This window comes from Salinibacterium sp. NG253 (genome assembly GCF_015864945.1).
GTDB lineage: Bacteria > Actinomycetota > Actinomycetes > Actinomycetales > Microbacteriaceae > Rhodoglobus.
In genome coordinates this window covers 521635-537130 of record NZ_JADYWF010000002.1, presented here as the reverse complement: position 1 = coordinate 537130, position 15496 = coordinate 521635, and the positions used below count along the sequence as shown (strand labels likewise).

The following is a 15496-nucleotide window of genomic DNA, read 5'->3' as shown; positions in this document are numbered from 1 at the left end:
TTAGCGAGCCAGCGAGAAAACCGGCGCAGAAGGTGACGTGCCATCAACGAGGTCAGCAAGAATGCGCCCCACACTCGGCGTGAACTTGAACCCATGGCCCGAGAACCCCGCACCAACTACAATTGGTCCGACCCTGTCGAGCACGAATACGCTGTTGGGACTCGTCGTGTAGGTGCAACTGATCGCAATGAAATCGTCTGGGTCCGTGCCAGGCAGCCAGTCACGCGCATAGCGTTGTAGCGCGGCGAGTTGCACTGATTCCGGAACGAAACTGCGCAAATCAGGATCCGTCACCGGACCAACGCCGTGCCAACCGGCCTTGATTCCTTCTCCTGGGGTGAGCATGCCGTAGATGGGCGAGTACCAGTAGTCGTAATCGGAGTCACCTGCGATGGGCGCGTGATTGAAACTCGGCCACGGCGTTGCGATATCCCGTTGTTGAAAATGCGCAGGCTGCTCCTGGGTGACGACTAGTTGTGGAAGGGCCATTGTTGCGCCCAACAATTTCGTTGTCCACGCGCCCACCGTTACGACGACGGTCTTCGCAATATAGGTTTCGTCACCCGTCACGATTTCCACCGCGTCGTCTGAGAGCACGGTTATCTTGAGCACCTCGGTGTTGTGTTTCACCACGCCACCTAGCGCCGCCGTTTGTTGCTGAAGCGCGGCCACGGCAGCATCTGCCCGCACCCGGGCGCCCTCCGGCATGTACTGCACCGCAGTAGCAAATCGAATGCCCGGCCACCGCTCGTGAGCTTCTTCGGCTGCAAGCATTTCAACGGGAACGCCGTGCTCCCTCAACCAATCGTTTCGCGTCACATCAATTCCGCCATGGTTGACGGTGCCAATAACATCGAGAAGGGTTTCTCCGGTTGCATCCTCTAGTTCATTCCAGAGCCGTCGTGACTCATGAATCATTGAGTTGTGCACCTCGTCTACATACCCCGTGCTGAAGTTGCGCGTCGCGCCATGCGAAGCCCCATTTTTGTGGCCTGGGGCGAAACGCTCTAGAAGGACAACGGGCCTCCCGCGTCGCGCAAGATTCCAGGCGGTTGATGAGCCCATCGCTCCGCCCCCGACTACGACGGTGTCGACATGTTGAGTCATGATGCAGTTCTCCTTTGTTGCGGTGCTGCCGCTGCTTCGGCGACGCTGCTGATGCGCGGAATAGCCGCCAGCAGTTCTTGGGTGTACTGATGTTGTGGATGCTCGAATACGTCGTCGACATCGCCCTGCTCCACTACCCAGCCGTCTTTCATGACAAGAACGCGGTCGCTAACGTGACGAACTACGCCGAGGTGGTGCGAGATAAAGAGGTACGACATCGTAAATTCTGCTTGCAGATCGGCAAGAAGGTCGAGGACTTGCGCTTGAATTGACACGTCGAGCGCCGACACTGCCTCGTCGCACACAATTATTTCGGGACGCATTGAGAGCGCCCGAGCGATCGCAACGCGCTGACGTTGGCCACCAGACATCTGAAGAGGTTGACGCTCCAACATGCTCGACGTGAGACCGACTAGATCCAGCAGTTCCAGCTTCCGCGCCTTCCGATCCGAGCGCGGATGGTCGATCCTCGCGAGGGTCTCACCGAGAAGTTGGCTCACGCTATAACGCGGGTCGAACGAGCTCAGCGGGTCCTGATAGATAACCTGCATTCGCGGTCGCCGAGCGAGGCGCTGCCGTTCTGGAATCCCCGACCATGGACGGCCATCGAGCGACACATTGCCACTATCTGGCTCGTCAAGCGCTAGCGCCATCCGGGCCGTCGTTGATTTGCCAGAACCTGACTCCCCGACAATGCCAATCGTTTCGCCGCGGTGAAGGTCGAAACTGACACCATGAACAACGGTGCGATCGCCAAAACTCTTCACGAGGTTCGTAGCGCTCAGTACAACATCACTGGAGATTTCGGCACGAGGTTGAACCAAAGTCTCACCGACCTGGATCGAGAGCCGAGTGCCCTTCGCATGTTCTACAGGATCGGCGGCCAGGAGCGCCTTGGTGTATTCGTGTTGGGGATTGTTCAGAACCTCAGCCGTTGGCCCGTCTTCGACAAATTCGCCGTAGCGCATGACGTACACCCGGTCTGCGACCTGCGAAACAACCGCAAGATCGTGGCTGATAAGCAGAATGCCGGTGTTCTCCCGCTTGCGCGCCGCCAGCAGCTCTAGGACTTGAGCTTGCACGGTGACGTCGAGCGCCGTTGTGGGCTCGTCGGCGATGATCAGCGCAGGATTCGCTGCAATTGCTGATGCGATGAGCGCCCGCTGACGGAGCCCTCCCGATAGTTGGTGGGAGTACTGGTTCATGCGCAACTCAGGTTCGGGAACGCCAACCTGCCGAAGCAGCTCGATCACCTTCTCCTCGATTTCCGCTGACGGAACTGTCTTGTGGAGCTCGAGCGGTTCCGAGATTTCCTTTCCGACGGTACGGAGCGGATCAAATGAGACCAACGCATCCTGCAGCACCAGACCCACCTCGACTCCGCGCAACTCTCGCCACTGCTTGTTGCTGAGCGCCATGATGCTCCGCCCACCGACTGCGATCTCATCGGCGGTGACCACCGCACCAGCACCGGTGAGCCCGATGAGACTGCGTGCTGTAACCGTCTTGCCTGAACCAGACTCGCCTACGATCGCAACGCACTCACCACGGGCGATATGAAAGTCGATTCCGTGGACAACTTCGACGCGTTTTTCCCCCTCGCCAAATGCGATCCGCAATTGACGCACATCGACGAGAGGAGCGGCATCTTCCAACTTCGAGACTGTATTCGTCATGCTGTTCTCCCGTCGAGACGACGTTGCAGATATTGACCAAGGACGGTGATCGAAAGCACCGCAGCGGTGATCGCTAGGCCGGGGAAGAGCGCCGCCCACCAAGCCACGGAGAAGTAGCTCTGGCTGGACGCCAACATTGCACCCCACTCTGGAGCTGGTGGCTGCGGGCCCAGCCCGAGGAAGCTAAGCGTCGCCCCCGTGCCGATCGCCGATCCGATGCCGATTGTGGCGAGGATAAGCACGGGACGAATCGCATTCGGCACAATATGCCGCATTACGATCTGCAATCGCGGAATGCCCAGCGACACTGACGCATCGACGTAACCGGAACGACGGATGACCATGATCTCTGAACGCACTAGGCGCGCGTAACCCGGCACGGAGAAAAGCGCGATGCCGATGATGACGTTAAGCGTGCCCTTGCCCATCACCGCGATGATGACGAGCACGAGCAGCAGTCCTGGAATTGCCAGCAGAATGTCAACGAAACGCATGACTACGGCATCCGCCCATTTTCCGCCCTGCGCGGCAATCACGCCAAGCAGAGTTCCTGCAATAAGCGCGAGCGCGGAGGCACCAAGACCGGTCAACAGCGATGGGGTCGCACCGTGAACAATGCGGGTAAACACGTCGCGACCGTTTTCGTCGGTGCCGAGGATGTGCGCTGCACTCGGTGCCTTGAGCGTCTGGAGAGGGTCCGCTGCGAGCGGGTTTCCCGGTGCAATCAGGTTTGGCCACACCGCCGCGAGGACGAAGAAGGCGAGCATAAGCGCCGATAACACCACAGTGATAGGGGCCCTAGTGATTGCATGCCATACCTCGCGGATGGAGTTCGAAATAGTCGGCTTCAAAGCAAGTGTCGTCATTATCGGAGCCTCGGATCAATAATTGGGTAGAGCAGGTCAATGACAGTGTTGACAATGACGTAGAAGACAGCCGCTACGATCACGATGCCGAGCACGACAGGCATGTCCTTATTGAGAACGGCGGAGAAGATCATTCGCCCGATTCCCGGCCGAGAGAACACCTGCTCAACTACGACCGCCCCGCCAATGAGAGTGCCTGAGAGCCACCCCACCAGAGTGATCACCGAGACAAGGCTGTGACGCAGTGCATGCCGCACGCGAACCACAAATTCCCCTGCACCGCGTGCGCGGACTGTCACGATGAACGGCTCATCCAGAGTCTTCTCCAGAGTGTCCCGCATCACCTGGCTCAAGGTGGCAGCAACGGGGAGCCCGAGCGCGATGCTTGGTAGCACCAGAGCTGCCACACCGTTTGCTCCTGTGGAGGGAAACATCCTCAAACCAAAGGAGAAAATGGTGATGAGCATGATGCCCAGCCAAAAGGCGGGAACTGCTACGCCGATCGACTCCAACGCTTGAAAAGTAGAGCGCACTCGTTTGCCACGATGAGCAGTCGTCAATGACACGATGAAAGCTACGGCGACGGCAAATACTGTGGCAGTGATCAGGAGCGTCATGGTGTTGGGGAGCTGTTCCGCAATCGCTTCCACGACGGGGCGACGTAACGCGTACGAAGTACCGAGATCACCCTGCAGCACACCACCGAGATAGCTCAGATACTGCTGAAAAAATGAATCGTCGAGCCCATACTTTGCAATGATCTGTTCGCGTAGTTCTGGAGTAACTTGCACCACCCCACCCGCGATGGACTGCACTGGGTCCCCGCCCATCGATTTCAACGCGAGGAACGACGCCGTGATCGCTCCCCAAATCACGATGACCGCGATTCCAATGCGCCGAGCTATTGCTTGGGCGAGGCCCCGGGACTTGCGTCCCGGGGCAGCCACAATCAATTCGACGGGTGTCGAAATGGTCATTCGGATTTCCAAGCGTCATAGAAGATCGGGAACGCTTGCGGTTCCCATTCGATCCCTTGCGCTGAGGTAGAGGCTCCGAGGATGTAGGAGAAAACGTACTGCGGGAAAACCAACACCTGATCCGCAATCTCCTGCTGGGCTGTCCCATACAGCTCGGTGAGCTCATCCGGGTCGAGCGTGGCGAGCGCGTCCGCCAGCGAATCGTCAATCACAGGCGATGTGTATCGTGAAAACGCGGTGTTAAAGCCGCCATCGGGAATGTTGGCACTGTCGAACAGAGTGCGAAGCACGTCGGGAGAGGACCGCTGCCAGCTGATCTCGATGAGATCGTAAGAGCCGTTTCCGAGTGCCTCTACGTAGCTACCGAGGTCTTGGGACTCAATCACCATCTCAAAGCCAAGCTTGGCGGCCTCCGCTTGCACCTGCTGGGCGAGCGTGTCCCGTTGTTCGCGTGCGCCAGAGATCATCGGCATTTGGATCGCAAGCTTCTCGCCGTCCTTCACGCGAACGCCATCAGCGCCCATTACCCAACCTGCGTCGTCCAACAGTTTCGCTGCTGCATCCGCGTCATATTCGTACGAGGACTCTTGCGAGGGGTCGTAGTAGGCCGTGTTCGGTGCAATGGGTGAGTTCGCTGGTTCGAAAGCACCGAAGTACACCGAGCCGACGAGCGTATCGAAATCAATACCCATGCGGAATGCTTCGCGAACGTCGATATCTGCGAATACGCCCATCTCGGTGTTGGGGAAGTAGTTGTAGTTTCCCCCTGGCGCCGCAGCGCTATCGGTGTAGAGGTTGGAGTCAGCCTCGAGCGATTCCACATTCACCGGTGGAATGCTCGCGATCGCATCGACTTCTCCACTCGAGAGTGAGCCAAGTCGCACAGAATCCTCAGGAACGATCGTCATGACAAGCTCGTCGAGGTAAGCAGCGCCCTGATGGTTGGCTGTTTCCGGAGCCCAGTTGTAGTCGGGGTTCTTGAGATACGTAATGCCCTGTTGAGCCACATATCCCGTCTCGCTCATGAAGGGGCCGGTGCCCACGATTACCTTGCAGAGTTCCCCCGGATCTTGCAGAAGTGTCTCCGGCGCTTCCATCCCGAAGTACGCGGTAGCCACCGAGGGAAGGAATGCGCTGAAGGGCGAGGAGAACTCCACGCTCACTGTGTAGTCGTCTAGGACTGTTGCCGCCACGAACGGCGCGATGTATCCGGCTGAGAGTGCGGATGCTGTGGTTGGGTCAACGATGTGATCGAAGTTCGCTTTGACCGCGGCGGCATCAAACTTCTCGCCATTGGTGAAAGTGACGTCGTCGCGCAGCTCAAACGTGTAGGTCAGTTGGTCATCCGAGACCGTCCACGATTTAGCCAGCCAGGGATGAACCTCTCCGTCGTCAGTGAGGCTCACGAGGGAGTCGAGGATGGGGCGAGAGTAGAGGGCCGCGAGGTCCGCCGCGCTCTGGTGCGGATCGAGGCAATCGGTGTCGCCGTTTGAGGCGAAAGTTAGGGTCCCGCCCGAAACGGGGTCTCCCCCGCTCGCAGTCGTGCTTTCTTCTGCACTGCACGCGACGAGTCCCGCCGTGATCGCGAGGGCTGCTGCCCCGCTCGTGACGAGACGCATTGTGCGCCTCGAGGGTGTGTTCAACATCGATGTCTCCTTGGGTCGGCTCCAGGTCGGGATGTGAAGAAACGGGGCATCATTGGCGCGTTGGAGGCGACGTTATGACAAGCAGTGGAGGCCTTGCAATAGTTGTTGAAGCACGCAACAAGAAAGTAACTTAAGCAACAATTTGTGGAGGTGCCTGAAACATAGTTGAAACCTCTGCAGGTTTTAGCGCAAAAATGCAACACGGTGTTGAGTAATTATTGATATCGGCGAAAACCAAAAAACGACGGTAATCACCTCAAAACACGCGTAGCAACTGTTACGTCCGGCCATTCTCACCGCCCACCGCTCGCGTCTACTGAGGACGCCCGATGCCCTCGACAATGACTCTGGTTTTATCGCTAGAACAGGCGCACAATAGAAAAAATGTTCCTCAGCACGCGGTAGCCAAGGAGGAGATCAATGCCGGTGCAACAGAAGAGCTCATCACCAGATTTCATGCCCGTTCTCGCGGCTGGGCGCCATCGCACTCCCCGCCGGGGCGGCTGCTTCATGGAGTTCGCCTCCTACCTCGCGGGCGAAAAGTGGAGTGACCATCCCTCGTGCACTCATCCGGCACTCGCCGTTCTGGCGCGCCTCGTCAATGACTGCACCCCCGACCACCACCGCTCAGAGTTGGTCGAGCTCATCCCGTCCGTCATCGGTCTGACGAGCGACGACCCGCGCCTAGAACTTCGCATCGCACTGCGCGCGGCAACCGCGGCCCTGCCGATCGCCAGCGAAGGGCGGCAACGGGCTCTCGCTGTCGGCATCATTGCTGCGCAATCACAGCTGGCGACTATCGAGCCTCACCCCGACGACGATCTGGCAGATCTCGTCACTGCGGCGTTCGCTCAGGCACCAGCGGCCGAATTCTGGGCGCGCAAGTTCAGTGCGGACTACCCCGTCCGTGGTCGAGGTCGTCGAGCTCGGGATGTGACGCGAATGACCCAGTCGATCATCCGCAGCTCAGTGATTGGTATCGCCTGCGCGTGCTCGCCCGGCGCCGACCAACGACTGAAAGCGCTGCTTCAGAGCGCTATCAATGATTGCCGGATTCTCATCGAAAACGACACCACCGACATCCGCTCCACCTCGGCAGAAATCGCGTCGATGGCTGCGACATCGAGGCCGAAGTCGCTGCTGGCAACGCTTCTACGGTCGTAGCGAGTCAGCGACACCGCGCAAGGTAGCCGCCGACTCGGTGAGGAGGCGTAACTCTGTCTCGCTGAAGGTGGTTTCTTTGATCGGGACCGCGCCGGAGGCACTCACGATGCAGGGCACTGACAGCGCGACACCGCTGATTCCGTGGAAGTCAGTGAGCACGGGAGCAACCGGCATGACGGAGTGCTTGTCACCGAGGATCGCCTCCACGATGTGGGCAGTCGACAACCCGATCGCATAGTTCGTCGCGCCCTTGCCCTCGATGACTTTATAGGCGGCGTTGCGGACGCCGTCGGCGATGTCATCGAGCTCTGCTTCTGTCATGCGGGGGCGGCCATCGCGCTGCCATTCCAGAATCGGAACCCCACCGATGGTGGCGCGTGACCACAACGGAAACTCGGAGTCACCGTGCTCGCCAATAATCGACGCGTGAACGCTAGAAGGTGAGACGCCGGCGCGCTCGGCAAGCTTCCAGCGCAGCCGCGAGGTATCAAGCACGGTACCGGACGCGAAGATACGCTCGGGCGGAAGCCCCGACTGCTCGTGAGCGAGCACCGTGAGCACGTCACAGGGGTTGGTCACAATGATGTAGATCGCGTCAGGCGCGACCTCCATGAGCTGCGGCATCATCGAACCAATAATGCGGGCGTTGACATCAGCAAGTTCGATGCGGGACTGGCCAGGATTCTGCTTTGCGCCAGCCGTGATCACCACGACGTGGGATCCCTCCACGACCGAGATATCGCTACCACCCATGATCTGGCTCGACCCGGTGAACTGAGTGCCGTGGGAAAGGTCGAGAACTTCGGCATCCACCTTTTTCGTCGCAATGTCATACAGGGCTATTTGGCGGGCCGACCCTCTGATCAAGGCAGCATAGGCGGCGCTCGCCCCCACACTTCCGGCTCCAACAATGGTCAGCTTTGAGTTCTCGACAAGGCTCATGCGATTAGTGTCCCACGACTGCCTCGCGGAGGTCGTGAAGTTACCCTGAATACTCGAAGTGAAAACTAACGAGGTAGTAGAGGGGAACGAAACCCGCCGCGAGAGCGTAGAGACCGGCGACATTGCGAAGTTGCCGCTCGCGGCTTTGGCCGTGGGGTAGCTAGGCGCGCGCCGACGAAGCATGCCCCAAGGCAGACTCGCTGCGGCATCCGACGATCGCAGGCGCTTGGCCAATGAGGGCGTCGTTGGTGATTGCCTCCACCATGAAAAGCGCAAAGTCGGTGCGGCGGGTGAGGTTGCTCTCCAACAACGGCGAACCGACCGCCGGGCTCCACGCGGGCAGCCCTTCGCTCTCACCCTCTTCGAGGTCGCTCCCGCGCACGAGCGTCCAGCGAGTGTCGCTCGCGAAGATCTGTTCTGCGGCGCGGGTCTGGTCAGCGATGTCGACGGCGCGCATCGCCTTCGCGAGCCAGGATGCGATGGCCACCGTCGCGAGGAAGCGTCGCGAATAAACGTCGGCTGCACTGGCTCGCACATGCCAGCCACACGAGAAGATTAGGCGTGCCCCGTCCGGAGCGAAATCCATGACGGCTTGAGCGGTGCGCGACGAATAATCCCGCACGCCCCACGGCGCAAGAACCGTCAATACGGCGGTGCAGCCCGCGACCGCTCGCTCGATGACACTGCGGTCAGAGGTCTCCCCCGGGATTACCGTAATGCGATCGCCGAAGTGGTCGAGTTTCGCAACGCTCTGAGGGCGACACACGCCCACAACTTCGTAACCGCGCTCGAGCGCATGAGCTGTCAGGTACTGGCCGAGCTTGCCGGAGATACCGACAATGCAGACGCGCTGGCGTGCTGCCTCGGTGGCAGGACGACTGTTTTCGGAGCTGGTCATGGTTTCCTCCCAAATAAACCTTACGACGTAAGATTACCTTACGCAGTAAGATAATCAATACCCCGTCCGACAAGGAGCAGCCGAGTGGCAGATAAGAGCCAAACGCGCACCACCAAGAAGCGCCCACCGATCACGCGCGACGCCGTACTCGCCGCCGCCCTCGAGCTTGCCGATGCAGAGGGCTCCGCCGCTCTCACGATGCGCAAACTCGCCGATCGCATCGGCGTGGAAGCAATGTCGATTTATTACCACGTGCCCAACAAGGATGCGATCCTCACGGGCCTTGTCGACTTGGTTTTCGGAGAAATCGAACTCCCCACCACCGAACACGGTTGGCGGAGGGCCATGCACGACCGCGCCATCTCTACCCGCAACGTGCTCGTGCGCCACCGCTGGGCTATCGGGCTCATGGATTCACGCCGAGACCCCGGTCTTGCGACGCTTCGTCACCACGATGCCGTCATCGGCGCCCTGCGATCCGGCGGTTTTTCGATCGCCGGCGCTGCGCATGCCTTCTCCGCGCTCGACAGCTACATCTACGGTTTCGTGCTGCAAGAGCTCAGCCTGCCCTTCGAAACGGCTGAGGAGCTCGCCGAAGTCGCCGACGGAATCGTCACCGAGATGCCGGCCGGCGAGTTTCCGCATCTCACCGAAATGGCCGTTGGCCACGCGATGCTGCCCGGCTACAGCTATGCCAACGAATTTGAGGTCGGACTCGAGCTCATCCTCGATTCACTCGAACAGCGCCTACCCCTCCCGGGTTGGGGCGAGGCGGCCGCAAGCCGCTAGGCCGTCATCGCCGCAGCGAGCTGCGCGATGATTCGCTCCAGAATGGGGCGCGACGTTGCGAGGTTCACACGAATGTGACCCGCGCCGACTGCGCCGTACCCGACACCCCCATTGACCCGGATGCCCGCCTTCTCCGCCAACATCTCGGAGAGCTCTGGCTCGTCCGAGTAGGCCCGCAAGTCGAGCCAGGCCAGGTACGTGCCCTGCATCGGAGCCATGCGTGCCTCAGGCAGCAGCTCGGCGAGCGCCGCCCGCGCATACTCGATGTTGCCTTCGATGTATTCGCGCACTTCGCCAAGCCACGGCTCGCCACCGAGGTAGGCGGCAGTGTTGAGACGCATTCCGGGCGTGCTGGCACCGTGTGACGCCATCCAGCCGATTGTTTCCCACAGTGTGCGGTCGGCGTCGTTGCTCAGGATAATTTGCGCACACTTGAGCCCGGGCAGATTGAAGGCTTTCGACGTGCTGGTGGCGGTGATCGCAACGCGTGCTCCGGCATCCGAAACACTCGCCAACGGCACGTGCTTGTTGCCGAAGAGAGTGAGCGGCGAGTGGATCTCGTCACTGAAAATGCGAGCGCCGTGGGCGTCAGCGACGTCGGCGAGCGCCGAGAGTTCGTCAGCGGTGAAAACCTTGCCGGTGGGGTTGCCCGGGTTTGCGAGTACGAACACGTTCGCTCCGGCCGCGAAGTGCCGCGCGATGTCGTCGAGGTCGAGCGAAAAGCTGCCGTCGTCACCGCGCAACATGGGCGACTCAATGACCTCACGGCCGAAGGTCTTCGGCAGCATGAGGAAGGGCATGTAGGCGGGAGTCGGCACGATTACCGGCGCACCAGGCTTGCTGAACTCGAGGATGGCGAGCTCGAGCCCCTTGAGAACGTCAGGGAGAGGATGCACGTCGACGGCATCCACGTTCCAGCCGTACTGCTCGCGGTGCCATTTCGCTGTCGCCGCGTTCATCTCGAGAGCGACGGATTCTGCGGGGTACCCAAACTCAAGGCGCTCAGCGATCGCGGCCCACTCGTCAAGCACGGCGGGGGCGGTGCCGTAATCCATTTCAGCGACGCCGGCACAGAGCAGTTCACCTTCGGGCGCCGTCCATTTGTTGCTGCCTCGGCTGCGCAAAAGTTCGGGGGTGAGGGCGTTCCACTGTTCGGCGTTGCTGGTCATGCTGTCTCCTACTCGGCGGGGTGATACATGTGCGTTGGCCTAGTCGGGCCACGCAATTCTTACGGTGTCGCGTGGGCGATGAACGGCTTCGAGCCGGTCGCGCGGGCGATGAGTTTTTCGAGCACTTCGGGAGCCGTGGTGTTTTCTGCGAGGCGGTTGGGTTTGCCTTCGCCGTGATAGTCACTCGACCCGGTGATTTCGAGCCCGAATTTCTTCACGACGGTCAGCAGCCATTCCTTGCCCTCGTCAGTGTTATCGCGGTGGTACACCTCAAGACCGAAGAGCCCGTTGTCGACGAGTTCGCGGATCACCGCGTCATCCATTGATCGGTATTTTCCGTGGGCGGCCGGATGCGCGAGCACGGGCACTCCCCCGGCAGCGACGATCATCTTCACTCCCTCGAGCGGGCTGGGCGCGTAGTACTTCTCGTAGTAACCGCCCTGCCAGTGCAGGATGCTCTCAAACGCGGCGCTGCGGTTAGCGACGTGACCTTTGCGAACGAGCGCGTCAGCGATGTGGGGGCGCCCCAGCGTGGTGCCGTCGGACGATTCGGCGAGCACGTCATCCCAGGTCAGGTCGTAGTCGAGGGCAATCTTTTCGACGATTCGTTCGGCGCGACGAAGCCGACCATCACGAATGCGCGCCGTTTCGGTCACAATGGTGCGATCGAGCGGGTCGAAGAGGTAAGCGAGCACGTGAACGCTCGCCGGCCCAAAGTTGGTGCTCAATTCCATACCCGGAATCACATTGATTCCCGACGCGGATGCCGCAGAAATGGCCTCGTGCCAGCCAGCGGTGGAGTCGTGGTCGGTGAGCGCTACCGTTCCCAATCCAGCGCGGGCGGCGGAGCGCACCAGCTGGGTAGGAGTTTCGGTACCGTCAGACACGGCACTATGAGTGTGCAGGTCGATCGGTGTGTTGAGCATTATGCAAGCCTATTGCTCTAGGCTCGGGTCGCTATGATTCAACGCTTTCTTGCGGCGATCTTTATACTCGCCACCGCAGCCGCCCTTATTGTCGCGGCCTGGCCCCAACTGTTCTCCCTTGAGCAGACGGTTGGTGCTGCCCAGGTGGTATCGATGCGCGGGCTCAGCGCTGCTGCCGCTTTCGTGGCCGTGCTGGCGTTGACACTCATTGCTCTGTTATCGGCGCGGATGCACCGCTTCGCGGCATCGCTAGCGGTGGTGGCGCTCGCGTTTAGCGCGCTCACTCTCGTGGTGTTGGCCACGCGTGGTTTCGGCAGCCCAGGCTTTGAGACGAAAGCTGAGGGCGATGTAACGGTGCTGTCGTGGAACACGCTCGGCGACGCTCCCGGCGCTCAAGCGATTGCTGATCTTGCGCTCGAGAACGACGCCGACATTGTGAGCCTTCCGGAGACCACCCGAGAGTTGGGCTTCGAAGTTGCCCAGCTGATGGCGGCAGCAGACCGACCGATGTGGGTTCACACTCTCGCCTACGACCAGATTTCGAAGTCACGATCGACAACAGTGCTCATCAGCGTTGCCCTCGGCGAATATGACGTTGACCTGCAAGCGCGAACCACCTCGACTCTGCCGAGTGTCGTAGCGATTCCTCAAGACCCCGCCAATCCCACGATTGTGGCCGTGCACGCCGTCGCCCCCGTGCGAGGCGAGATGACGAACTGGCGCACCGACCTCGATTGGTTGGCCGAACAGTGTCGCGGCAGCAATGTCATCCTCGCTGGGGATTTCAATTCGACCCTCGACCACTATGCCTCCCTCACCGATGGTGCCGATTTTGCTCTCGGCAGCTGCACGGATGCCGCGTCCGCGACCGATAACGCCGCGATCGGCACGTGGCCGACCCAGTTGCCTTCGCTCTTGGGCGCCCCCATTGACCATGTGATGTCCACAAGCGAGTGGACCACGACGGGGATGCGCGTGATCGAGTCGCACGACGGCTTCGGCAGCGACCACCGCCCGATTCTTGCGACGCTGTCACGCACTCAGTAGCCACCCAGCCTGAGCGCCCACTGCCGCGCAATCATGCGAACCCTGAGGGTCCCTCTCGATAGTGCTTTTTGCAGCCTGACGAGAGACACTAGAGGTATGGCAGATACTTCGGCACCCAGCCCCCGCGCGACCTCTAACCGTTCTACGACTCCGCAGTCTTCGGGCTTCGCTGAGTACATCTCTTCGGGGTGGGCTGAGCGCGTTGACGCCGAGGTCACTCCCCGCGAGCAGTCTGCTTTTGCCGCTGCGCGCCGCGAGCGCCTCTCGCAGCTTCATGTCGGCCAGCGCCTGATCATTCCGGCAGGCGCCGCCAAGGTGCGCTCTAACGACACCGACTACCCATTCCGCGCTCACTCCACCTTTGCGCACGTCACCGGGTGGGGTTCGGATGTTGTTGCCGGCAGTGTTCTCGTGATGGAGCCCACCGCTACTGGCCACTCGGCCACCCTGTACTTCCGTCCGGCTGCCGGCCGCGACACGAGCGAGTTCTATGCCAACCCGGATGTCGGAGAATTCTGGACCGGACCGCGTCCCTCGCTGGAGAACGTTGCTACCGATCTCGGCCTGGCAACTCTGCCGCTGGTCGAGTTTGAGGCTGTGCTCGACAGCGTCGACGCCTCAACGCTGATCGTGCGCGACGCCGACCGCGATGTCACTGACCAGGTTGATGGCCGCCGCCTGCTCGCTGCCGACTCTGAAGCTCTTGAGCATGACGGTGACGACGAGCTGAGCCGCGACCTGAGCGAGCTACGCCTCGTCAAGGATTCCTACGAGGTCGCTGAAATGCGCGCGGCTGTTGACGCCACGCAGATGGGCTTCAACGACGTCATCGCTGACCTGCCCAACATCGTGGAGCACACCCGCGGCGAGCGCCTCGTGGAGGGCACCTTCAACCGTCGCGCCCGCGCCGAGGGCAACACAGTCGGTTACGACACCATTGCCGCGTCAGGCCCGCACGCGTGCGTCTTGCACTGGACTCGCAACGATGGGCCGGTCAATGCCGGCGACCTCATCCTCATCGACGCTGGTATTGAGCTCGACAGCTACTACACGGCCGACATCACGCGCACCCTGCCCATCAGCGGCACCTTCACCGAGGTGCAGCGTCGCGTGTACAACGCGGTGTTGGAAGCGGCGGATGCGGCGTTCGCTATCGTGCGCCCCGGAATCAAGTTCCGCGACATCCACGCCGAAGCCATGCGCGTCATCGCCGAGAAGACCGCGGAGTGGGGCTTCCTGCCCGTCTCCGCCGAAGAGTCGCTGCAGGCTGACAAGCAGTTCCACCGCCGCTACATGGTGCACGGCACGAGCCACCACCTCGGCATTGACGTGCACGACTGCGCTGCAGCCCGTCGCGACATGTACCTTGATGGCGTGCTGGAGCCCGGCATGGTCTTCACGATCGAGCCCGGCCTCTACTTCCAGCCCGACGATCTCACCGTTCCCGAGGAATACCGCGGCATCGGCGTGCGCATCGAAGACGACATCGTCGTCACCGAAGACGGCGCTGAGAACCTGTCGGTGAACATCCCGAGAACAGCGGATGCCGTCGAAGCGTGGATCGCCCGCTCCTAGTTCTGGAGGCGCGCGTCAGCCCAGCGCGGCGCGCGCCATATCAGCACCGCTACTGAGTGGTGCGTGGCCGCTATTTGGCGGCGTCGTCTGAGCGTGCATTGTCGGCGCTATCGGCATCCGACCCGACGGTATCGCTGCTCTCGACAGTTTCTGTCGAGGTGGGCGCTTCGGTCGGGGTAGGTACATGCGGTGCTGAATGCACGCCCTGCGCGCTGGCAGCCGTGCCGAGGATTGTGTGAGCCTTGGCGGTGAGGCCGGGCGCGATGATGATGTCGTAGTGATCAGCCAGCAGTTGTGAGGTTGCCGCGTAGTCGCGACGCTTGCGCATGATCGAGTAGTTGACGACGCCGAAGATCATTCCGATTCCGGCACCGGCCACGATGGCGGCAAAGAAGATGCCGATCTGTTGCGTGGTGAAGGGCGAAATGATCGTCGAGATCAATCCGAAGAAGAGTCCGAGCCAGGCACCGCTGGTGGCACCGGAGAGTGCGGCACGACCATAACTGAGGCGTGCAGTGACCACTTCGACGGTCGTGAGCTCGCGACCGACGATCGCGACGCCTTTGATATCGAACTCTGCTTTGGCTAGTTGGTTGATTACGGCTTGGGCGTCGGTGTAGCTGGCATACCGGCCAAGTACGTCTCCGCGGGGCACGCTCGACTGAAGCGGTGCGCGGCGGGAAAATCCAGTGAAGTTACTCATCGGTTCATTCT

The 15496-nt window shown here is 60.8% G+C and carries 14 protein-coding genes; 4 read left to right on the top strand and 10 right to left on the bottom strand.

Going from position 1 to position 15496, the window contains the following annotated elements; all coding sequences use genetic code 11:
- Genes I6E52_RS12435 through I6E52_RS12415 form a run of 5 tightly spaced genes read right to left on the bottom strand, consistent with a single transcriptional unit; the run spans position 1 to position 6272 of the window.
- On the bottom strand, positions 1–1107 hold the full coding sequence (locus tag I6E52_RS12435) for an FAD-dependent oxidoreductase (RefSeq protein WP_197157853.1): 1107 nt from the start codon (positions 1105–1107) through the stop codon (positions 1–3).
- On the bottom strand, positions 1104–2783 hold the full coding sequence (locus tag I6E52_RS12430; RefSeq protein ID WP_197157851.1) for an ABC transporter ATP-binding protein: 1680 nt from the start codon (positions 2781–2783) through the stop codon (positions 1104–1106). Before I6E52_RS12430 ends, I6E52_RS12435 begins: the two co-directional genes overlap by 4 nt.
- Positions 2780–3649, bottom strand: a complete 870-nt coding sequence (locus I6E52_RS12425) for an ABC transporter permease (RefSeq protein ID WP_197157849.1) — start codon at positions 3647–3649, stop codon at positions 2780–2782. The genes I6E52_RS12430 and I6E52_RS12425 overlap by 4 nt, the downstream gene beginning before the upstream one ends.
- Positions 3649–4626, bottom strand: a complete 978-nt coding sequence (locus tag I6E52_RS12420; protein WP_197157847.1) for an ABC transporter permease — start codon at positions 4624–4626, stop codon at positions 3649–3651. The genes I6E52_RS12425 and I6E52_RS12420 overlap by 1 nt, the downstream gene beginning before the upstream one ends.
- Entirely contained in the window at positions 4623–6272 is a 1650-nt protein-coding gene (locus I6E52_RS12415) for an ABC transporter substrate-binding protein (protein WP_197157845.1), read from the bottom strand. The genes I6E52_RS12420 and I6E52_RS12415 overlap by 4 nt, the downstream gene beginning before the upstream one ends.
- Positions 6273–6692: 420 nt before the next feature.
- Here I6E52_RS12415 and I6E52_RS12410 point away from each other — a divergent pair, with 420 nt between their 5' ends.
- Positions 6693–7436, top strand: coding sequence for a hypothetical protein (locus I6E52_RS12410; RefSeq protein ID WP_197157843.1), 744 nt, complete (start codon positions 6693–6695; stop codon positions 7434–7436).
- Here I6E52_RS12410 and I6E52_RS12405 read toward each other — a convergent pair.
- A complete protein-coding gene (locus I6E52_RS12405; RefSeq protein ID WP_197157841.1) occupies positions 7425–8378 on the bottom strand; it encodes an L-lactate dehydrogenase in 954 nt (317 codons plus the stop codon). The genes I6E52_RS12410 and I6E52_RS12405 overlap by 12 nt on opposite strands.
- Before the next feature lie 160 nt (positions 8379–8538).
- Positions 8539–9276 carry an NAD(P)-dependent oxidoreductase gene (locus I6E52_RS12400; RefSeq protein ID WP_197157839.1) on the bottom strand — a complete coding sequence of 246 codons (738 nt, stop codon included), beginning with the start codon at positions 9274–9276 and terminating at the stop codon, positions 8539–8541.
- 84 nt (positions 9277–9360) lie between these two features.
- Between I6E52_RS12400 and I6E52_RS12395 the strand changes: the two genes are divergently transcribed.
- Positions 9361–10065: a TetR/AcrR family transcriptional regulator C-terminal domain-containing protein gene (locus I6E52_RS12395; RefSeq protein WP_307842533.1), complete on the top strand. Its 705-nt coding sequence runs from the start codon at positions 9361–9363 to the stop codon at positions 10063–10065.
- Here the strand turns inward: I6E52_RS12395 and I6E52_RS12390 are convergent.
- Positions 10062–11234, bottom strand: a complete 1173-nt coding sequence (locus I6E52_RS12390) for a MalY/PatB family protein (RefSeq protein ID WP_197157837.1) — start codon at positions 11232–11234, stop codon at positions 10062–10064. The genes I6E52_RS12395 and I6E52_RS12390 overlap by 4 nt on opposite strands.
- A 59-nt stretch (positions 11235–11293) precedes the next feature.
- On the bottom strand, positions 11294–12160 hold the full coding sequence (locus tag I6E52_RS12385) for a PHP domain-containing protein (protein ID WP_197157835.1): 867 nt from the start codon (positions 12158–12160) through the stop codon (positions 11294–11296).
- 33 nt (positions 12161–12193) lie between these two features.
- On the opposite strand from I6E52_RS12385, the gene I6E52_RS12380 reads away from it, so the two are divergent.
- Both I6E52_RS12380 and I6E52_RS12375 read left to right on the top strand, forming a co-directional pair.
- On the top strand, positions 12194–13207 hold the full coding sequence (locus I6E52_RS12380) for an endonuclease/exonuclease/phosphatase family protein (protein ID WP_197157833.1): 1014 nt from the start codon (positions 12194–12196) through the stop codon (positions 13205–13207).
- 96 nt (positions 13208–13303) lie between these two features.
- Positions 13304–14782 carry an aminopeptidase P family protein gene (locus tag I6E52_RS12375; protein WP_197157831.1) on the top strand — a complete coding sequence of 493 codons (1479 nt, stop codon included), beginning with the start codon at positions 13304–13306 and terminating at the stop codon, positions 14780–14782.
- Between the two features lie 70 nt (positions 14783–14852).
- Here I6E52_RS12375 and I6E52_RS12370 read toward each other — a convergent pair whose 3' ends face one another.
- Positions 14853–15485 (bottom strand): general stress protein, encoded by a 633-nt coding sequence (locus I6E52_RS12370; protein WP_197157829.1) that lies wholly within the window; start codon positions 15483–15485, stop codon positions 14853–14855.
- Positions 15486–15496: the final 11 nt, after the last annotated feature.